The organism is Synechococcus sp. PH41509, from assembly GCF_020514285.1.
Taxonomy (GTDB): Bacteria; Cyanobacteriota; Cyanobacteriia; order PCC-6307; family Cyanobiaceae; genus Parasynechococcus.
Genome location: NZ_VTLD01000007.1, coordinates 65,639 through 85,972, shown reverse-complemented (window position 1 = coordinate 85,972; position 20,334 = coordinate 65,639). Strand labels below are relative to the sequence as shown.

Sequence of the window (20,334 nt, the reverse complement as noted above, 5' to 3'; positions counted from 1 at the left end):
CTGCTGTCTCTGGCCGGGCGCGTGCCCGATTTGGCTTTCGCCAAAGGTTGAGTGTAGAGGAGAGCCTGATCAGCTCCCCTGTTCAATGTCCTGCAGGGCAGAGAAATCGACCTCAACGGAGGGGCCCATGGTGGAGGTCACATAGAGGGACTTCCAGTAACGGCCTTTGGCACCACTGGGCTTGTTGCGGTCAATGGTCTCTTGCAACGTCTTGAGGTTCTCAAGCAGGGCCTCAGCACTGAAACTGGCCTTACCGAAACGAACGTGGACGATGCCGGTGCGGTCGGCACGGAATTCCAGTTTGCCGGCCTTGAATTCCTTAATCGCAGCCGCAAGATCCGTGGTGACCGTGCCCGCCTTGGGGTTAGGCATCAAGCCGCGGGGGCCGAGGACCCGGCCCAACTTGGCCACCTTGGGCATCATGTCTGGGGTGGCGATCAGCAGGTCGAAATCCATGTCGCCCTTGCTGATGGTTTCCACCAGTTCTTCTTCACCAGCGAGTTCAGCACCCGCAGCCTTGGCTTCAGCCACCTTCTCACCACGGGTCACCACAGCGATGCGCACGCTCTGGCCGGTGCCATTGGGCAGGGCCACGGTGGTGCGCAGCTGCTGGTCCGTGTACTTGGGATCGATGCCGAGGCGCACATGGGCCTCCATCGTTTCGTCGAATTTCGCGTTGGCGTTGTCCTTCACCAGGGCAATCGCCTCGAGGGGGGCGTAGGTACGGTCCTCGATCTTGCCGGCCAAGCTGGCCAGGCGCTTAGAGATTTTGGGCATGTTCAGAGGTGGGGTTCAGGCGACATCAGCGATGTCTCCCCCGAATGGGTTGGAGAAGAGATGCAGCGACGTCAGTCGCTGATGGAAACGCCCATGTTGCGGGCGGTGCCTTCGATAATCCGCATGGCGGACTCAATGCTGGTGCAATTGAGGTCAGGGAGCTTGGTCTTCGCGATTTCCTCGAGCTGAGCCCGACTGATCGATCCAACACTGCCCTTGGCAGACTCACCGGATCCCTTTTGGATCTTCGCGGCCTTGGTGATCAACACCGACGCCGGAGGCGTCTTGGTGATGAAGGTGAAGCTGCGGTCTTCAAAGACCGAGATCTCCACCGGAATCACATAACCGGCCTTGTCCTGCGTCCGAGCGTTGTACTCCTTGCAGAACATCATGATGTTCACACCGTGCTGACCGAGGGCAGGGCCCACCGGCGGCGCGGGGTTTGCTTTGCCGGCATCTAGGGCCAGCTTGATCACAGCTACGACTTTCTTGGCCATCGGCTGGGTGGTTTGGACAGCTGCGGATCACCAGACCCTCGGGTCTGGTGCGGCGGAATGGTTGCCCACTCCTGAGGCCGCCCTCCGCAGGGAGACGGCCGCCGCATGGATCAGTTCTGTTTGCTGATCTGAGAAAACTCCAGTTCCACCGGGGTCTCGCGACCGAAGATGGAGAGCAGGGCCTTGAGCTTGTTGCGCTCGCCGGACACCTCGATCACCTCGCCCTGGAAATCCTTGAACGGACCCGCCGTCACAAGAATCTGATCGCCTTCGGTCAGATCGACCTTGACGACAGTCTTCTTCTCGGCAGCCCGCTTGAAAATGCGATCAACCTCAGACCGACTGAGGGGACGTGGCTTGATGTGACCACGGGCCTTACCAGTGGCACGGCGGTCCTCAGCACCCACGAAATTGATCACGTTCGGGGTGCTTCTCACCGCCATCATCGTGTCCTCATCCAGCACCATGCGGACGAGCACATAGCCGGGGAAGACCTTTTCCTCAGTGGACTGACGGGTGCCGTCCTTCTTCAACTTGACGGCAGGTGTCTGGGGAATCTCAATTTCCAGAATCCGATTGCTCACCCCCAGGGTGACGGCACGCTGCTCCAAGGTCGCCTTGACCTTTTTCTCGCAGCTGGAGGCCACCTGAACGGCATACCAGCGGGCAATGGCCGTGTTGGCGACAGCTTCCAAAGGCAAGGTGCCATCGTCCCCCTCATTCGGGGCTGGCAGATCAAGCACCTCAGGGGCGTCCGGTGTGGTCAGGTCGTCGGGCACGGCGAGAAAGGTGATATCGAGTCAGCGGAACACCTGGGACGAAGCCCACCCAAAGAAGCGACTGACAGCCGCAATGGTGGCCGCCGAAAGGCTGACCATCAGGATCACAGCGATGGATTCGCTGAACAATTGCTGGCGGCTGGGCCAAACCACGAGTTTCAGCTCATCAACCGTGTCCGCCAGAAATCCACCGGATTTGGTGGGATCGGCGGCGGCTTTTGAGCCGTCAGATGTGGTGGTGTCCTCAGAGATGGGGCTGGTCACGGGGATGGGACCGGAAGTTGACAACGGTGCCGGCTAGCACTTTGCCAAACAACCAGCTTACTGGATGCCCTCAAACTCCCACTGGATCAAACACCAGAGCATCTGAGCCGGCCTCGCCCAACCGCACCGTCACACCACTGGCTCCGGAAAAGCGTTCCTCAAGCAGCAACGTGGAAAGCGGATTTTCCAACTGGCGACGCAACACCCGACGCAGTGGCCTCGCCCCATACTCGGGTTCATAGCCCTGACGGGCCATGGCCTCGGCGACAGCATCATCCACACGAAGAGCCAGACCCTGCTCCGCCAACAGGGCAGCGAGATCCTTCAGTTGCAGCTGAACAATGCGCACCAAATCGGCCACCTCCAAGGGGCGGAAACGAATCACCTCATCGATACGGTTCAGAAATTCAGGCCGGAACTGACTCGACAGCGCTGCATCCACCTGCTGTTGAAGGGCTGACTCGTCAGTGGATCCCGAGCGGGCATGTTCCAGGATCGCCGGGCTGGCCAAGTTGCTCGTCATAACGACCACGGTGTGGCGGAAATCGACGGTGCGGCCCTGGGAATCGGTGAGTCGGCCGTCATCCAGCACCTGCAGCAACAGGTTGAACACATCGGGATGCGCCTTCTCCACTTCATCGAGGAGCAGCACCGCATAGGGACGACGACGCACGGCTTCGGTGAGCTGCCCACCTTCCTCGTAGCCGACATAGCCCGGAGGAGCACCAATCAGCCGAGCCACGGCGTTGCGCTCCATGAACTCACTCATATCGAGGCGAACCAGCGCCTCCTCTTCATCGAACAACGACGCTGCAAGCGCCTTCGCCAGCTCGGTTTTGCCCACGCCGGTCGGCCCGAGGAACAGGAACGATCCCACCGGGCGACGCGAATCCTTCATGCCAGCACGGGCACGGCGAATGGCAGCGGCAACGGCGATCACCGCCTCGCCCTGGCCAATCACCCGTTCGGCGAGATGGGCGTCCAGTTGCAGCAGCTTGCGACGCTCACCCGCCAGAAGCCGCTGCACGGGGATACCGGTCCAGCGGGCCACAAGATCAGCGATGTCACCGGCCTCCACCTGCTCGCGCAGCAGAGCAGTTCCGGAGGACTGCGCCTCCGCCTGGGACGCCTCCAGTTCATCCCGACGCTGCTGCACCCGATGCAACTGGTCGTACTGCAACCGGGCCGCTTCCTCGAGATCTCCATCCCGCTCGGCTTCAGCGATGGCATGGCGCAGGTCTTCATCCTGCTGCAGAAGCTGACCGAGTTCCTCCAGCTGAGCGCGCTCCTCTTGCCAGCGTCGCCGCAGATCGTCTAATCGCGTCGACACTTCAAGCCGGTTGCGCTGCAACTGAATCCGCTCCGATTCAGGCGCCTGCTCAGCAGCGAGCAATGCCAATTCAACGCGGCGCAGATCCGCCTCGGCTTCCTCCACCACCTGCGGCTTGGAGGTGACCTCCATCTTCAGTTGCGCCGCCGCTTCATCGATCAGATCAATGGCTTTGTCTGGCAGACAGCGATCGCTGACATAGCGATCAGCGAGACGGTTGGCGGCCTGAATGGCTTCATCGGTGATCGTGACGCCGTGATGAAGCTCGTAGCGCTCCTTCAGACCCCGCAGAATCTCGAGGCTCAACTCCAGATCTGGCTCCCGGATCACCACCTGCTGAAAGCGGCGGTTGAGGGCCGGATCCTTCTCCACCGTGAGCCTGTAATCCTCCGGCGTGGTGGCGCCGATGCAGCGCAGATCACCACGGGCGAGGGCTGGCTTCAACAGGCTGCCGGCATCGGTGCTGCTGCGATCGCTGCCAACAACGGTATGGAGCTCATCGATGAACAACACCACGCCGGAATCGGAGCCGCTCACCTCCTCAAGCACCGACCGGAGACGTTCCTCGAATTGACCACGAAACTTGGCTCCGGCGATCAAGGCCCCGAGATCCAGAGCCACAAGGCGCAGACCCTGCAGAGATTCCGGCACTTCACCCGCCACGATCCGCTGGGCCAACAGCTCCGCGATCGCTGTTTTGCCAACGCCGGGTTCACCGATAAGGACCGGATTGTTTTTGCTCCGGCGTGAGAGCACCTTGATCAAGTTGCGAATTTCGGAATCACGACCGATCACCGGATCGAGGCTGCCCGCCTCTGCCTCTTCGGTGAGATCCCGCCCGTAGGACTCCAATGCCGTGGGCTCATGGGGAGCGGTATCGGAGGCAACTGAGAGCTCAAGCGGGTCTGGCTGACGAGGCATGGCAGACGGCTGAGTGGCGGCTGGCTCGCGCACCCCACGGGAAGAAGACGGGATACGGGCCACCCTTTGACGGCGTGGAGCCTCTTGCGGAGACGGCGGCATGGGACGCTCCTGGGGCGGAGATGGAACCTGACCACCCCCTTCAAAGCCCCGTTGGATCAGCGGCTCAAGCTCATCGGCTGAAAAACCAAAGCCAGCAAATAATTCGGCACCGATCCGTGGATCAGCACCGATGGCCATTAGCAATTCCGGCAAATCGATGACGTCGCCATTCCAGCGCCGACGAATGGCATCAGCCGCATCGAGCAGCTGCTCTAGGTCATCACCAATGAACAACTCATCGCCGCGCCCAGAGGGCTGATCGGCCAGCACATCCTCCAATCGATCCAAGAGCGCATCGGTTGGCAGGGGCAATCCCTCCACCATGCGGCGGCAGGAGGGGTCGGTGAACAGCACCTGAATCAGATGCTCCACATCCAACTGCTCATGGCGCCAGCGACGGGCGACGTCCTGACCACTCAGCAAAAGATCCCAGGCCGCATCGCTAAAGCGATCCGGCTCGTGGGTGAGGCTGCCGTTCAACGCTGGGGATGGGGTCATCCGTTTCAGGCGGGGGCTTTGGAAGACAACTCGATCAATTCCACCTTGTAGCCATCCGGATCCTCCACAAAGGCGATGACGGTGGTGCCGTGCTTCATCGGGCCAGGTTCCCGCACCACGCGGCCTCCCTTATCGGCAATCCCGGCACAGGTGCTGCGGATGTCGTCCACCCCCAGAGCGATGTGGCCATAGGCGTCACCCAAGGTGTAGCTCTCGGTGTCCCAGTTGTGGGTGAGTTCCAGGACCGTGTGATCTTTCTCCGACCCATAGCCAACGAAGGCCAAAGTGAAGCGGCCACTGGGGTAATCCTTTCGACGCAGAAGCTGCATGCCCAAAACTTCGGTGTAGAAGCCCAAAGACCGCTCCAGATCAGCAACCCGAAGCATGGTGTGAAGCATCCGCATGGGTGAGAGACATTCAGCGTTTACCTCCCATCATTCTGACCAGGTATGGCCCGTCACAACAGGGGAGAGAGGGGCGACTCATAGGATCCACGGGTTAAGCGTGCGTCCCAACGTGATCGATTCCCTCGACCTCGTCATCGACACCATCGTGGCCCGAGAGGTGCTCGATTCCCGCGGCAACCCAACGGTTGAAGCCGAAGTGCTGCTCGAAGGAGGTGCCATGGGACGGGCCATCGTTCCCAGTGGTGCCAGCACCGGCGCCCACGAAGCCCACGAACTGCGTGATGGCGGCGACCGCTACATGGGCAAAGGTGTGGGCCAAGCCGTGAATCACATCGAAGAGCGGATCGCACCAGCCCTCTGCGGCCTTTCGGCCCTGGATCAGGCAGCTGTGGACGCAGCGATGCTGGAGCTGGACGGAAGCGACAACAAATCCAACTTGGGTGCCAACGCGATCCTGGCGGTGAGCATGGCCACCGCTCGCGCTGCCGCCAACGGCCTGGGAATTCCCCTCTACCGCTACCTCGGCGGCCCCATGGCAAACCTGCTGCCGGTGCCGTTGATGAACGTGATCAACGGTGGCGCCCATGCCGCCAACAGCCTGGATTTTCAGGAATTCATGCTGGTCCCGCATGGGGCTCCGAGCTTCCGCGAAGCGCTGCGCATGGGCACCGAGGTGTTCCACACACTGAAGAAATTGCTCAGCGACAAGGGCATGAGCACCGCCGTTGGCGATGAAGGCGGTTTCGCCCCCAATCTGGGCAACGTGGAAGCCGGTGAAATCCTGGTGGAAGCGATCACCAAGGCGGGCTACAAGCCCGGCGAGCAGATCTCCCTTGCCCTGGACGTCGCCAGCACCGAATTCTTCGAGAACGGTCGCTATGCCTTCGATGGTGGCAGCTACACCAGCGCAGAGATGGTCGGCCAGCTCGAACAACTGGTGGACAAATTCCCGATCGTTTCGATCGAAGACGGCCTGGCCGAAGACGACTGGGATGGCTGGAAGCTGCTAACCGAACGCCTTGGCGGCAAGGTTCAGCTCGTGGGTGATGACCTGTTCGTGACCAACACCAAGCGCCTTCAGCAAGGCATTGACAGCGCCACGGCCAACTCGATCCTGATCAAGGTGAACCAGATCGGCTCACTCACGGAAACCCTTCAGGCCATCGATCTGGCAGGGCGCTCCGGTTACACCAGCGTGATCAGCCACCGCAGTGGCGAAACCGAAGACACCACGATTGCCGATCTCGCCGTCGCCACACGCGCCGGGCAGATAAAGACCGGTTCCCTCAGCCGCAGTGAGCGGGTCGCGAAGTACAACCAGCTGCTGCGCATCGAAGACGAACTGGGAAGCCAGGCCGTTTACGCCGGTGCTGTCGCCCAGGGCCCCCGGGGCAAGGCCTGATCTCAGACCCCAGACGGCTCAACGGTTGGAACCGGGCAACTGCTCCAACCGTTGATCGCGACGGATCTTGACCTGCATTTGGAACCAGCCCAATCCAACAGGCAAAGCAGCAGCAGCCGGAAGAATTGACCAGAGCGGGCGTGCACTCGCACCAACAATGGCTGTGGCCAACGCCAGGCATCCGAGCAACACCGACTGGCCGATGGACTGCTGGGCAAGGGCCATTCGACGGAACTGACGATCAGATTCCCCGAGACGCACCTGGAGCTGAATATCCCCCTGCTCAAGTCGTTCAAGACTTTCATCAAGACGTCGTGGGAAGGCAGCAGCACGGCTGCTTAGAGCCCCGACCTGACGGCCGAGTTCATTGAACAGATCATTGCTACCTGAGCCGCTTGAAGTCATGAGTGGAAGGAGGTAGGGCTTGGCAATTGCAACCAAGCTAAAAGCGGGATCGAGACTGCGGCCAACACCCTCGAAAGTGGATAGCGCTCGCATCACGAAGATCAGTTCGACCGGCAGACGGAAGGGCTGCCCGTAGACCAGGTCGTAGAGATCTCCGGAGAGTTTGTCGATCGCATTGGCCGTGAATGGTGGGGTCAAGGCCTCCTGCAGCATCAGCCGCACAAGACGACGGACCGGACCAACTTCAATGCCTCTGGAGATCACTCCGGCAGCCTGCATTTCCTCCACCAACGCCGCTGAATCCCTGGCGGCAGCAGCGCGAACCATGGCCCCGAGCCGTCGACGCAAGCCGTCCGACAAAAGGCCCATCATTCCGAAGTCGTAGTAAATGAGAGCGCCATCGCTAGCGACGGCAAGGTTGCCGGGATGGGGGTCGGCATGAAAGAAACCAAACCGCACCAACTGCTTGAGATAGCTGGCCGCGCCCACTTCAGCCACTTTGATTGGATCAATACCGGCCTCGATTAACGCCTCACGGTCATTGACCTTGATGCCTGGCAGATAGTCGAGACAAAGCACACGGCGGTTGCTCAACTCCCAGATCACACCTGGGATCCTGATCCGTTCGTCATCCAGAAATTGTTGACGAAAACGAGCCGCATACTGGGCCTCAACCCGGAAATCCAGCTCACGCAGCAGGACACGTCGACATTCACGTGCCATAGCCGGCCAATCTCGACCACGGCCCCAACTGGGATGGCGCTGCAGCACAGCCGCCACCTGCTGCATCACCTCAAGATCAAGGCGAAACAAACGATCCAGTCCAGGCCGTTGCACCTTGAGCACCACCTGCCGGCCACTGCGCAGGCTGGCGCGGTGCACCTGGGCCAAAGAGGCAGCACCAAGGGGCTCCGGGTCAAGGTCGATGACCTCTGCACAGCGCTGACCAAGCTCTCGTTCGAGAACGGTCTGCACCTGATCAAAACTGAAAGCCGGAACGCTGTCCTGCAGCGCCTCCAGTTCAGCCACCCAGCCCGCCGGGAGAATATCTGGCCTTGCGGACAGCAGCTGCCCCAGCTTGATGAAAGCTGAACCCAGAGACAGCAGCTCGGACGTCAACCAGCGAGCTCGGCCTTGCTGACGACGAGCACGACGCTCCGCGGTCACGCCACCGCGATAAGTCCAGGACTGACCATCCCACCAAAGCAGCAGCAGCAGGGTCAGGACAGAGCGCCAGATCCGAAGCGCTCGCAGCAGTCCGAGCATCAGGGGCGTGCCTCGACCGCTTGACTGAGATCAGCCACCGTGGCCCGGAGGCGATCAATGACCGCTTGAGGGGTCTCCGGTTGTTCCGCGGAAGACTCCCCATCCGTGCTCACCATGGCTTGATCACCCCGTTCAATCCGTTCCGCCTCAGCAAGCACCTCGTCCTGAAATAGATCCCATTCCTGACGCAACCGTTGAGGGGCGTCTTGCGCCAACACCGCCAGCTCCGCTGCAGCGTCCGCAAAGCCGTGGCCCAGGCGCGCGCTGATGCGATTCACGGTGGCGCGAATCAAGGCCTCCGAGGAACCCATGAACCGAAAGCAGACAGGCTCAACTGTGGCAGATCCAACAGGAGATCAGGGCTGAGGAGGGATCACGGGCTCAATGGTTTCAAAAAAAGCTTCTGCGCCCGGGGGCACTACAGCTGAATCCGGCTCGGCCAGCAGCACCGGAGAATCATCTGCTGGGACAACAACAGCAGGGACGACCTCAGAGGGCTCAGGGGTCACCAGGGGTTCAGTGCTGCCGTCGTCCAGTTCTTGATCCTGGGCCGTAGATGGCGCGGATCCGTCGGCTTCGGGGACTCCGGGCTCGAGCTCGGACTCGAGATCTGGGGCGATGGTTTGGGGGTCAGACCAGTCGGGGGCCGTCCACACCGGGGGTTGCGGAGTCTGCAGAGCGAGATCGGGTTTGATCGTTGTCTTGACCTCTGGCTTGTCTGATCGGGTCGAGGCCTCGGCGGCCTCTAGGGCTGTGACATCCACTTGCAGATCTGCATCGCCGTCGCTGAACCGGGCTCGGATCTTCTGCAAGGAATCCCCTGGAAACGCAAGCGGTGCGAAGGCCTGAGGGGCGGGATCTTCAGCATTGGTCTGCAGCGTCAGCACCCGACCGGTGATGCCATAACCAAGAGCGAAACAACAACCAGCCACAAGGGGGCCCACCCAGAAACGGGGCTGGGTCACATCGGGAGCGTCAGGAGTGCTGGTCTTGTCCACAGGTGGATCTGACGAAGACTCGGATTGTGACAGGGATTCAGGACAGAGACCTCAAGTCGTGTAGTCGGCGTTAATGCGCACGTATTGATCCGAGAGGTCACATCCCCAGGCCTGACCACAGCCGGAGCCATGACCCAGACAGAGGCGAATCGTGACGTGCTCCTGCCGCAAGACTTCGCTGGCTGCATCACGATCAAAGGCCACGGGTTGGCCGGCCAACATCAATTGATGCGGACCAATCCAGAGGGCGACCGCATCAGGATCGAAGGCCACACCTGAGCGACCTGCAGCAGCCACGATCCGCCCCCAATTCGGGTCCCGACCATGGACAGCGGTCTTCACCAAGGACGAACCACAGACCGTGCGGGCCACCTGCAACGCCGCGGCTTCGTCAACTGCTCCCTCGACCTGCACGGCGATCAAACAAGTTGCCCCTTCGCCATCCCGAGCAATGGCCTGCGCCAGATGCTGCATCGCATCGGTGAGGCCCTGTTCCAAAACGCCATGGTGCTCTTTCGCCAGCGGTGGACCTGCTGCGAAGGCCAGCACGGTGTCGTTGGTACTGGTGTCGCCATCCACCGTGATGGCATTGAAGGAACGCTGCACCGCCCGCTGCACCATCTCCTGCCAGACGCCGGCATCCACACCGGCATCGCAACTGAAGAAGCCGAGCATCGTGGCCATATCGGGATGGATCATTCCCGAGCCTTTGGCCATCCCTCCGATGCGCACCCGGCGACCCTCAAGATCCAGTTCAAGCGCCACCTGCTTGTCCACCAGATCGGTGGTGAGGATCGCGTTCGCAGCGGCATCACCGCCGGTGGCATCAAGGGTCTCCACCAAAGGAGCCAATCCGGCCAACAAGGTCGTCATCGGAATCGGAACACCAATCACGCCTGTGGAGCAGATCAACACCGCCTCCGCATCCACGCCGAGGTGATCAGCAAGCACTTGGGTGGCGCGCTGGCTGTCGACCAGGCCTCGATCACCGGTACAAGCGTTGGCCTGACCGGAGTTGATCAACACAGCACGGGCCTGGCCACCATTGCTGGAGAGGCGACCACGGCAGAGATCAACACAGGCCGCTCGCACCACTGAGGTGGTGAAAGTGCCAGCACAAACGGCCGCCTCCGGTGCCAATACCAGTGCCAGATCGGGCTTGCCCGAAGGCTTCAGACCAGCAACGATGCCGGCCGCCTGGAACCCATTCGGTGCCGTCACACCACCCTGGATCGGTTGCCAAGAAGAAGCCATCGCCACCGCTGATCTGCCGCGAGACACTGGGTGCATCCTGCTCCGACACCATGGCGCCTGGCGAGCTTTTCTCGCAACGACGCATCGGACTCACGGGCGGAATTGCAAGCGGCAAGAGCAGCGTGGGCCGTTGGTTGGCGCAGCAAGGTCTTCCGGTGTTGGATGCGGATCAATTCGCCCGAGAGGCTCTCGCGCCTGGGCGCCAGGCCACCCACAGCGTGCTGCAGCGGTATGGCTCCAAGGTCCAGGGCGAGGGAGCCGCGACCATCGACCGGGCTGTACTGGGTCGCATCGTGTTCCAAGACCCCGCTGAGCGGCTCTGGCTCGAGCAACTGATTCACCCGATCGTGCGAGACCGCTTCGATCAAGCACTCACACGCCATGCCGAGACGCCAGCGATCGTTTTGATGATTCCGCTGTTGTTCGAAGCGGGTTTGGAGTCGCTCTGCAGCGAAATCTGGCTTGTCGACTGCGATGAATCCCAGCAACTCCAGCGATTGATTGCGCGCGACGGGCTGAGCCCTGCAGCCGCCCAAGCCCGCATCGCCGCCCAATGGCCCCTGAGTCGCAAACGTGCTCTGGCGGATCACGTCATTTCCAATCAAGGCCAGCCCGGCGCATGGCATGCCCAAGCCGTGACGCTGCTCAACGCAACTGCGGAAACAGATCTCGGTTGTTAGCCGTTACGGCCAAAGTCTGCGCGGAACCACTTGGTGATCACCCATTTGTGCCCAGCCTCCACCGGTAGGGCCTCATGCAGCGTGAAGGGGTTGGGGGTGCCATCGGCCTGGAGGTTGTTCCAGGCCAACGCCATCCCAGGCACAGGCGTGAATGAACGCTCCAGGCGGCGAAACAGCGTCTCTCCCCCCCGCTCAACAGCATTGAGATAAACCATCACCGTCCAGGTGCGTTGCCCGCCGCTGTCGGTGTGGGTGGCGTATTCCTCCGTGCCCGGCGAAAACCAATCCGTGTGTTCCTTGAAGTACTCGCCCGGGTCATAGCGCTGCCCCTGGATGGGTTCGGACAGCCGCGGATCCACACCAAAAAGCGCCGCAAAGCGTCGATCAAGTCTCGCAGCGAGCTCAGGATGGTTGTGGCGCAGATGACAGGTTCGGCTTGTGCGGTAATCACTGGTGCCACGGGTCACCGTCGATGGCTGAAGTGATGCATTGATGGCGTCGATCACTTGCCCGCATTCCTCGTGGCTGAGCAGGGCCGGCAGCTCATACAACTGGGCGAGTGAGGTATCGAGCCGCCAGGCGCGGGGCCGGTGCTCCTTTCGGGTGAGGGGTGACTCAAACCAAGCGAGCCAATCCGGCGAGGACGACTGGAGAACGGCCGCAATCGCCTCTCGCGAAAACCCCTGATCGAGGACCCGCTGAATCAGCCCCTCAGAATCACAGCCTCGATCCCGGTTCTGCAGCAGCCACTCCTTCCAGGCGTCGGGAATGGCTGCCGCTCCGCTCATCAACCCTTGAGTTTCTTGCTCAAAATCTGATTGGCCAGCTTGGGGTCCGCCTTACCACCGGTCTTCTTCATCAACTGTCCGACGAAGAAGCCCTGCAGTTTGGTCTTACCGCCGCGGAAGGCCTCCACCTCATCGGGATGAGCACCCAGCAACTCGTCCACGATGGCCTCAATCGCAGCCGGATCACTGATCATCCCGAGGCCTCGCTCGTCGACGATCGCTTTGGGTGAGCCGCCTTTCTCGAGCAGCTCGGGAAGAATCTCTTTGGCGATCTTGCCACTGATCTTGCCCCCATCGATCAGTTGCACCATCTCGGCCAACTGCTCAGGCCGAAAGGCCAATTCGGCATAGCTGAGCCGGTTGCTGTTCACATGGGCGGCGATATCACCTGTGATCCAGTTCGCTGCAAGCTTGGCGTCAGCACCAGCGCCCACAACGGCCTCGAAGTAGTCGGCCATCGGACGCTCATCGGTGAGCACCCGCGCGTCGTACTGGGAGAGGCCCAGATCATCGGCGTAGCGATGGCGTTTGACTGCCGGCAGCTCGGGCAGCTCAGCGCGCCAGGACTCCCGCTGACCGGCGCTCACCTCGATGGGCCCCAGGTCGGGGTCAGGGAAGTAGCGGTAATCGCTGGCCCCTTCCTTGCTGCGCATGCTCTTGGTGAGCTGCTTTCCCTCGTCCCACAGCCTGGTCTCCTGAACGATCGGCTCACCGGTTTCGTAGGCCTTGATCTGACGCTTGATCTCGTAGTCGCAGGCCTTTTGGATGGCAGAGAAGGAGTTCATGTTCTTGATCTCCACCTTCGTACCGAAGGGCGCATCAGGCCCACGGCGCACAGAGATGTTGACGTCGCAGCGCAGGGATCCCTCCTGCATGTTGCCGTCACTCACACCCAGATAACGCATGATTCGGCGGATCTCCGAGGCGTATTCCGCCGCTTCACGGCCCGTGCGCAGATCAGGCTTGCTGACGATCTCGGCCAAGGCCACACCGGCACGGTTGTAGTCCACGAGGGAATGGGTGGATCCCGCCAGGCGGTCGCTGCCGGCATGCACCAACTTGCCGGCGTCCTCCTCCATGTGCAGACGCTCGATCCCGATCGTTTTCAGGTAGGTGTCTTTTCCCTTTTCAGCGACCTCCACCTCAATCCAACCCTCCTCAGCGATCGGCTGGTCGTACTGGGAAATCTGATAGTTCTTCGGCAGATCGGGATAGAAGTACTGCTTACGGTCGAACTTGCTGTGCTCGGCGATGTTGAGGTTCAACGCCATCGCAGCTTTCACCGCGTACTCGAGAACCTTCTGATTCAGAACCGGCAACGTGCCGGGCAGACCGCACACCACTGGATCAATGTGGGTGTTGGGGTCATCGCCAAAGGTGGTCGATGCCGCAGTAAAAATTTTGCTGTCCGTTCCCAGCTGCACGTGGGTCTCGAGACCGATCACGGCCTCCCAGGCCGGTTGGGTTGCTGCGTCGGCCATGCGCCCGTGATGTGAAGCAGTTTCCGGGATCCTATGGAATCAGGATGAAGCCCCCTCCTGACAGCATGACCAGCAAGGGCTCTTCTCGCGCATGACTGCCGCCTCTCCCTCAGCCGTCTGCGTCCTGGGCGGGGGACTGATGGGCTTAGCCGTTGCCCATCAACTGGCCCGTCTGAACCAAAAGGTTCTGGTGATCAGCCGACGCCGCAGTGAAGCCGCTGGCTTCGTCGCCGCTGGCATGTTGGCGCCCCATGCCGAAGGCCTCAACGGCGAATTGCTGCGTCTGGGGCAAAGCAGCCAGGCACTTGTTCCCCGCTGGGTGGCCCAAATCGAAGGTGACAGCGGCTTGAGCTGCGGACTTCGCACCAGCGGCATCGTGGTTCCATTCCGCACACCAGCCGAACGGGACGCCTACCCAACGGCCCAGCTCGGACAAACGCTCGACCGCGCCAGCCTGGATCGAGAAGTTCCTGGATTGGGTTCGGATTGGACGACGGGGTTGCTCTTCGAACAAGACGGCCAAATTGACAACCGCCGTCGACTGATGCGCGCTCTGGAGCGCGCCTGCGTCTCCTTGGGCGTGCACTTCATGGAAGGTGCCGAAGTGATTGATCTAAAGCGTGATTCCGCGGGACACCTGTCCGGAATCAATTTGCGCAGTGCCGAAGGAAGCGAGCAACACCTGAACTGCCAGCAAGCGGTGCTTTGCAGCGGCGCCTGGAGTCAGCACTTGGTGCCCGAGCTCAAGGTGTTCCCGGTCAAAGGCCAAATGCTCTCCCTACAAGGGCCGCGAGAAGCGCTCAAGCGCGTGATCTTTGGCCCCGGGACCTATCTCGTTCCACGTGAGGACGGACTGATCGTCGTGGGGGCCACCAGCGAACGGGACGCCGGATTCGCTGAAGGCCTCACACCCGATGGTCAAAAACAACTCCAAACGGGCATCATCAGCCTGCTTCCTATGGCAGCAAACTGGCCGTCCATGGAGCGTTGGTGGGGGTTCCGACCCTGCACGCCAGATGAAGGCCCCTTGCTCGGCTCAGGCCCATTTCCAGGACTCTGGCTGGCCTGCGGTCATCACCGCAATGGTGTTCTCCTCGCTGCGATCACCGCCGAACTCACTGCGGGCGCAGTCATTCAAAAAGCCCCCAACGCGGCCGCACAGGCGTTGTTGGAGGCTTTCCGCTGGAACCGATTCGAAAACTGAGCAATCAGCCTTCGACCCGCCACTCCTGATCTGATGGGGACCAGTCGTTCAGCTCAGAGGCTTCGAACCAGAGGCCAATTTCAAATGCAGCCGTTTCTGGGGCATCGGAACCGTGGATCACATTGCGACCGATGTTGACGGCCAGGTCGCCTCGGATGGTGCCGGGCTCGGCCTCGAGGGGCTTGGTGGCGCCGATCAGTTTGCGGGCGCTGGTGATCACACCATCGCCTTCCCAAACCATGGCCACCACTGGGCCGGAGGTGATGAAGTCGACAAGACCGGCAAAGAAGGGACGCTCCTTGTGGACGCCGTAGTGCTGCTCCGCAAGGGCGCGGCTGGGGGTGATCTGCTTCAGACCCACAAGCTTGAACCCCTTGCGCTCGAAGCGACCGAGGATCTCGCCAACCAGGCCGCGCTGGACGCCGTCGGGCTTGATGGCGATGAACGTGCGTTCGGCCATGGTGTGTGTCGATAAAAAGCGCCGCCATCGTCAGTGCTGGCCACCCCGCTTGGCAAGCACAGGCCTTGGGCCGCGCAGGGAATGTCCCTAGATTCCGGCCATTCCCCACAACAGAGGCCAGTGACTGACAGCGAACGCTGGTCGATCGAAGACAGTGCTGCGCTGTACGGGCTCGACCGCTGGGGTGATCCGTATTTCTCCATCAATGGGCGCGGACACATCAGCGTTCAACCTCGAGGTGATCGCGGCGGAAGCCTCGATCTCGTGGATCTGGTGTCGGAGCTGAAAGGCCGCAACCTTGCTCTGCCACTGCTGATTCGCTTCGACGACATCCTCGAAGACCGCTTGGAACGGCTCCACGCAGCCTTTGAACGCGCCATCGCGCAATACAGCTACCAAGGGCGATACCAAGGCGTCTTCCCGGTGAAATGCAACCAACAACGCCACGTGGTGGAGGAGTTGGTCAGCTGCGGCAAGCGCTGGAACTTCGGGCTAGAAGCTGGCAGCAAAGCGGAGCTGCTGATCGCGCTATCGCTGCTGGACGACCCCGAAGCCTTGTTGATCTGCAACGGCTACAAGGATCGGCTGTACATCGAAACCGCAATCCTGGCGCGACGCCTGGGACGGCAACCGGTGGTGGTGATTGAACAGCCCGACGAAGTTGATCGGATCATTGAAGCCAACAAAAACCTGGGTGCTGCGCCCTACATCGGCGTGCGAGCCAAGCTCTCAAGCCGCAGCACAGGGCGTTGGGGCAGTTCCGTTGGCGACAAGGCCAAATTTGGCCTCTCCATTCCCGAGTTGCTGGCAACGGTGGAACGACTTCGTGAGCACGACCTCCTCCAGGATCTCCGCCTGCTGCACTTCCACATCGGCAGCCAGATCAACGACATTGCCGTTCTCAAGGACGCTCTCCAAGAAGCGGGGCAGATCTATGTGGAGCTCACCCGACTCGGAGCCCCGATGGGGTTCCTGGATGTCGGCGGTGGACTCGGCATCGACTACGACGGCAGCCGCACAGCATCGGCAGCCTCCACGAACTACTCGCTGCAGAACTACGCCAACGATGTCGTGGCCACGGTGCGGGAATGCTGCGAACCCAACGGTGTTGCCGTGCCCACATTGGTGAGCGAAAGCGGCCGCGCCATTGCCAGCCATTTCTCGCTACTGGTGTTCGACATCCTGGGCAGTAGCGCACTCCCGGCATCCATTCCCAACGCCACAGGAGACGAACCACTCACCGTTCGCAACCTCCGCGACACTCTCGCCACTATTCAAGAGCTATCGGTGACTGCGGATGCACAGCTGGTGCGGCTTCAGGAGGCCTGGAACGACGCCTTGAAGTTCAAGCAGGATGCCCTCGCCGCATTCCGGCTTGGATACATGGGTCTGCCCGACCGAGCCACAGCCGAACAGCTGACGTGGGCCTGCGCCGATGCCATTGCACAACGGCTCCCAAAAGATCAAGCCATCCCTGAAGAGCTCTCAGCCCTCAGCAAAGCCTTGGCAGGAACGTATTACGCCAACTTGTCGATCTTCCGCTCAGCTCCCGACACCTGGGCCATCGATCAGCTGTTTCCGGTGGTCCCCATCCAGCAGCTGGATCAACGGCCGACACGACTAGCCAACCTCGCCGACCTCACCTGCGATTCGGATGGGCGCCTGGATCGCTTTATCGGGGATGGACAACCCAAACATCTGCTGGAGCTCCACGAACTCGATGACAACAGCCCGTATCTGATCGGGCTGTTTCTCAGCGGCGCCTACCAAGAAGTGATGGGCAATCTGCACAATCTGTTTGGCACCACCAACGCTGTGCACATCCGCCTCAGCCCAGGCGGTAGCTATCGCATTGACCACGTCGTGCGGGGTGACACCAATGCCGATGTACTGGAAGCGATGGAACACGACCCCCGCGCCTTACTTGAGCGCTTGCGGGTGGCGGCGGAGGGAGCCATCAACAACGGTCAACTGCGCATCGACGAATCACGTCGTCTTCTCGACCACCTCGAAAGCAGCCTGCGCCAAACCACATACCTTCAGGACTAAGGAGAACTTCATGGAAGTGCTTCGAGCCAGCTCTCTCCATCGCAGATCACAGAGCCGCCAAAGCCCTGAAAAAGCTGATTGGCAAAAACGCTCTTAAGGTCCGATCAGCTATTCATCGCTCATGGATCGCAACGCCCTGATCGAGGCCCTGCAAGACGAGGGCAACCTGAAGCATTCCTTCAGCACCAAAGAGATTGCGAGCCTGGCGGAACATTTGACGATCGAGGAGATCCCCAAAGAAACCATCTTGATGAAAAAGGGCGAGCCCTCAGACAGCATGGTGTTCATTCTTGATGGACTGGTACAGATTCTTGACGGCAAACGACAAATTGCAATCGAGAAAAAAGGAGCATTTATTGGCGAAAGCCTTTTCTCGGACGAGGCGACACGCGGAGCAGATGTTGAAACGATAGAACCAACAACAGTTGGGCGATTTTCATTCTTCAACTTCAACGCTTTTCTCGATAAAAACCAACCTCTCGCCCTGAAATACCGTGAATACTTCAGGGCGATAGGACGCGCACGTGATGAACAGCTTTTAGCAGAAAGCTACAACGATAAACGCAAATACCTTGCCCTGATAGCGCACAACAACATGAAGGCAAGTTTGATGGAATTCTGCAGCATTCACACCAAAAAGCTTGAGAAATTTCCCTTGATTGCAACCGGCACCACCGGCAGCTTGCTCTACGCCAAAACAGGCCTCTCTCTAAGCAAAAAGGTAGCGTCTGGCCCTCTGGGTGGAGATCAGGCGGTTGGCACGCTGATCTCAACAAAGAATATTTGCGGGGTGATCTTTTTCAGGGATCCACTGTCTGCTCACCCCCACCATGCCGACATCGAAGCCCTGGGACGCCTCTGCGATGTGTATCAGATCCCCTTTGCCACCAATCCCCAAAGTGGAGAAGCCATTCTCGACTACCTCCTCTCAGGCAAATCCGAACATGAATTGATCCCCAATCATGTTCTTGAAGCCTATGTTCAGGGGCAGAGAAAGGTTGTTGAAGCGGGTTAAAACCAAAACCACTCTTCTCTTAACCAGAATCTGAATCAGACCGAAGCGCAAGCAAGCCAAAGACAGGGATGGGCTCAGGCCAACCTTTCACAGAATGAGACCCCAGATCCTCCACCACGACATCCTCCGCGATGAGATTCCTGACGTCTCCACTCATCAGGATTGGATAGTCAGGGAATCGCCGTGTGAGGGATTCAAGCCGGCTGGCCAGATTCACCGGCGCTCCAATCACGGTGTACTCCAACCGGTGGCTCGACCCAAGATTGCCAGCGATCACTTCACCGCAGTGAATGCCGATTCCCTGGCGTAGCGGTGCCAAACCCTCCTGATCGAGTTCTCGATTCAGAACCTCAAGGTTGGCCTGCATGGCCAGAGCGGCCCGCACAGCCGCGAGAGCCTCAGCCCGATCACCCCGATGCACGGGAACCCCAAATTCCGCCATCAGGGCATCTCCGATGAATTTGTCCAACAACCCCTGCTCCTGCAAAACCGGAGCCGCAATCGCCTCGAAGTAGCGATTCAACAAACCAAACAGGGCCTCCGCATCCATCACGTTGCTGCGGGCCGTAAATCCCACCAGATCGGTGAACAACACAACGCAGCGCTCGCGACGACCGCCAAGACGGGTCCAACTCTCCTGCCCCGAACGCAGCATGTCGCGCATGAGATTCGGTGACACCCGGCGCGACAGCACCGAGTGCAGAAATCTCCGTTGGGCGCTTTCCCGCTGAAACAGATCTCCAGCCCGGAGACTTCCCGCGATCAACGGCATCAGCATCAAAGCTGCGCCAGGCAACCAAAGGCCGTTGAACCAAGCCAAAACAACGCCCCCGGTTACCAGAGCCTCCAGAGCAGCGGTTGTGATCGCTGTCCCAAGGGCGGTCGATGGAGCTGCGATACGCCATTGACATAACAGCAACCAGAGGGCCATCAATGCCACCAAATGGGAGACATCAGGCGAGCGAAAGCCTCGTCCGCTTTGAAAGCCTGCAATGGCCGATAGCAGAACCTCAGAGCCGCTCTGCTGACCAAAGGGCGTCTCCAGCTGATCACCCAGCGAAGGGGCGGTGGAACCGATGATGACGACCTTGTTCCGCCAGGTGTCTTGCGGAAGCGTGCCCACGGCCCAGGCTGGAATCACCGGAATGTGTCCGCTGGGTCCGAGGAAATCAATGCCGTTATCGCCTTGTGATGAAGCAACCTCCGCAGCGAGGGGCGCTAAAGGGCGAGGGTGGGGCTCAGAAAATTCATTGAGCATCCCCTGCAGACGCTGCCGTCCCGGAACAGCCTGCACAACGCCGAAGGCGTTCATCGAAAACGCCGACAGTCCCACGGGATAGCCCGTGTACCAGGGACGTCTCAGTTGAACCTGCTCGTGACTCTCCAGCTGTTGACGCACCAGAGAGGCGCTCAACACCACCCGGTCTTGCCATGGTTGCAGCGCGTCTTGGAAAGCACGGTCGTCGCTTGGGCCAAAACCGCTAGGCCCGACATGAACGATGTTGAAGACGACACGACGGGCACCCTGACGGAGAACCGCACGGGCCAGGTCTGCCTGCAGCGCACGCGGCCATGGCCAGGAGCCGAAATCAGACAGCTGTGGATCCAGTGACGCCTCATCGATGCCCAACAACACCACGTCATCGGGGGGCTCAATCGGGCCACGCCATTGAAAAAGGAGCTGCCGGCCCGTGGCATCCAAACGCGACAGCAACGGGAGCATGGCCAGGGGCAACAGCAGCGATGCCCGCCACAGA

19 protein-coding genes are annotated in these 20,334 nt (G+C 60.5%); 5 read left to right on the top strand and 14 right to left on the bottom strand.

The features are described 5' to 3' along the window. Positions 1-69: 69 nt before the first annotated feature. The 6 genes from rplA to gloA form a co-directional block, all read right to left on the bottom strand. A complete protein-coding gene (rplA, locus tag FZZ88_RS03620; protein WP_166016357.1) occupies positions 70-777 on the bottom strand; it encodes a 50S ribosomal protein L1 in 708 nt (235 codons plus the stop codon). Positions 778-848: 71 nt separating this feature from the next. Continuing rightward, positions 849-1,274 carry a 50S ribosomal protein L11 gene (rplK, locus tag FZZ88_RS03615; protein ID WP_011365398.1) on the bottom strand — a complete coding sequence of 142 codons (426 nt, stop codon included), beginning with the start codon at positions 1,272-1,274 and terminating at the stop codon, positions 849-851. Positions 1,275-1,384: 110 nt separating this feature from the next. Then, complete coding sequence (gene nusG, locus FZZ88_RS03610) at positions 1,385-2,053, bottom strand: transcription termination/antitermination protein NusG (protein ID WP_226426210.1); 669 nt, start codon at positions 2,051-2,053, stop codon at positions 1,385-1,387. Positions 2,054-2,074: 21 nt separating this feature from the next. Beyond that, positions 2,075-2,317, bottom strand: coding sequence for a preprotein translocase subunit SecE (secE, locus tag FZZ88_RS03605; RefSeq protein ID WP_115024552.1), 243 nt, complete (start codon positions 2,315-2,317; stop codon positions 2,075-2,077). Positions 2,318-2,387: 70 nt separating this feature from the next. Next, positions 2,388-5,168: an ATP-dependent Clp protease ATP-binding subunit gene (locus FZZ88_RS03600; RefSeq protein ID WP_166016353.1), complete on the bottom strand. Its 2,781-nt coding sequence runs from the start codon at positions 5,166-5,168 to the stop codon at positions 2,388-2,390. 5 nt (positions 5,169-5,173) lie between these two features. Continuing rightward, on the bottom strand, positions 5,174-5,572 hold the full coding sequence (gloA, locus tag FZZ88_RS03595) for a lactoylglutathione lyase (RefSeq protein WP_166016350.1): 399 nt from the start codon (positions 5,570-5,572) through the stop codon (positions 5,174-5,176). Between the two features lie 112 nt (positions 5,573-5,684). Between gloA and eno the strand changes: the two genes are divergently transcribed. Then, positions 5,685-6,977, top strand: a complete 1,293-nt coding sequence (gene eno / locus FZZ88_RS03590) for a phosphopyruvate hydratase (protein ID WP_166016477.1) — start codon at positions 5,685-5,687, stop codon at positions 6,975-6,977. 18 nt (positions 6,978-6,995) lie between these two features. Here eno and FZZ88_RS03585 read toward each other — a convergent pair whose 3' ends face one another. From FZZ88_RS03585 to argJ, 4 genes are read right to left on the bottom strand one after another with little or no spacing between them, the layout of a single operon-like run. Next, positions 6,996-8,648 (bottom strand): AarF/ABC1/UbiB kinase family protein, encoded by a 1,653-nt coding sequence (locus tag FZZ88_RS03585; RefSeq protein WP_166016348.1) that lies wholly within the window; start codon positions 8,646-8,648, stop codon positions 6,996-6,998. Continuing rightward, positions 8,648-8,959, bottom strand: a complete 312-nt coding sequence (locus tag FZZ88_RS03580) for a DUF6825 family protein (protein WP_166016346.1) — start codon at positions 8,957-8,959, stop codon at positions 8,648-8,650. The genes FZZ88_RS03585 and FZZ88_RS03580 overlap by 1 nt, the downstream gene beginning before the upstream one ends. A gap of 45 nt (positions 8,960-9,004) precedes the next feature. Next, complete coding sequence (locus tag FZZ88_RS03575; RefSeq protein WP_166016344.1) at positions 9,005-9,646, bottom strand: hypothetical protein; 642 nt, start codon at positions 9,644-9,646, stop codon at positions 9,005-9,007. 51 nt (positions 9,647-9,697) lie between these two features. Beyond that, positions 9,698-10,900 (bottom strand): bifunctional glutamate N-acetyltransferase/amino-acid acetyltransferase ArgJ, encoded by a 1,203-nt coding sequence (gene argJ, locus FZZ88_RS03570; protein ID WP_166016342.1) that lies wholly within the window; start codon positions 10,898-10,900, stop codon positions 9,698-9,700. A 50-nt stretch (positions 10,901-10,950) separates the two neighbouring features. On the opposite strand from argJ, the gene coaE reads away from it, so the two are divergent. Next, entirely contained in the window at positions 10,951-11,580 is a 630-nt protein-coding gene (gene coaE / locus FZZ88_RS03565; protein ID WP_166016340.1) for a dephospho-CoA kinase, read from the top strand. Here coaE and FZZ88_RS03560 read toward each other — a convergent pair. Together FZZ88_RS03560 and gatB are read right to left on the bottom strand one after the other, a co-directional pair. Continuing rightward, the gene (locus FZZ88_RS03560; protein WP_166016338.1) at positions 11,577-12,368 is read right to left on the bottom strand and encodes a 2OG-Fe(II) oxygenase; all 792 of its coding nucleotides are present in this window, start codon (positions 12,366-12,368) and stop codon (positions 11,577-11,579) included. The genes coaE and FZZ88_RS03560 overlap by 4 nt on opposite strands. Next, a complete protein-coding gene (gene gatB / locus FZZ88_RS03555) occupies positions 12,368-13,849 on the bottom strand; it encodes an Asp-tRNA(Asn)/Glu-tRNA(Gln) amidotransferase subunit GatB (RefSeq protein WP_166016336.1) in 1,482 nt (493 codons plus the stop codon). The genes FZZ88_RS03560 and gatB overlap by 1 nt, the downstream gene beginning before the upstream one ends. A gap of 91 nt (positions 13,850-13,940) precedes the next feature. Between gatB and FZZ88_RS03550 the strand changes: the two genes are divergently transcribed. Continuing rightward, positions 13,941-15,053: an FAD-binding oxidoreductase gene (locus FZZ88_RS03550; protein ID WP_166016334.1), complete on the top strand. Its 1,113-nt coding sequence runs from the start codon at positions 13,941-13,943 to the stop codon at positions 15,051-15,053. Positions 15,054-15,057: 4 nt separating this feature from the next. Here FZZ88_RS03550 and ndk read toward each other — a convergent pair whose 3' ends face one another. Beyond that, the gene (ndk, locus tag FZZ88_RS03545; RefSeq protein ID WP_166016332.1) at positions 15,058-15,513 is read right to left on the bottom strand and encodes a nucleoside-diphosphate kinase; all 456 of its coding nucleotides are present in this window, start codon (positions 15,511-15,513) and stop codon (positions 15,058-15,060) included. Between the two features lie 81 nt (positions 15,514-15,594). Here ndk and speA point away from each other — a divergent pair, with 81 nt between their 5' ends. Both speA and FZZ88_RS03535 read left to right on the top strand, forming a co-directional pair. Beyond that, positions 15,595-17,562, top strand: a complete 1,968-nt coding sequence (gene speA / locus FZZ88_RS03540; protein WP_166016330.1) for a biosynthetic arginine decarboxylase — start codon at positions 15,595-15,597, stop codon at positions 17,560-17,562. A gap of 121 nt (positions 17,563-17,683) precedes the next feature. After that, the gene (locus FZZ88_RS03535) at positions 17,684-18,577 is read left to right on the top strand and encodes a methylglyoxal synthase (RefSeq protein WP_166016328.1); all 894 of its coding nucleotides are present in this window, start codon (positions 17,684-17,686) and stop codon (positions 18,575-18,577) included. Positions 18,578-18,596: 19 nt separating this feature from the next. Here the strand turns inward: FZZ88_RS03535 and FZZ88_RS03530 are convergent, their stop codons facing one another. Continuing rightward, positions 18,597-20,312, bottom strand: coding sequence for a CHASE2 domain-containing protein (locus FZZ88_RS03530; protein WP_370629765.1), 1,716 nt, complete (start codon positions 20,310-20,312; stop codon positions 18,597-18,599). Between the last annotated feature and the right edge of the window lie 22 nt (positions 20,313-20,334).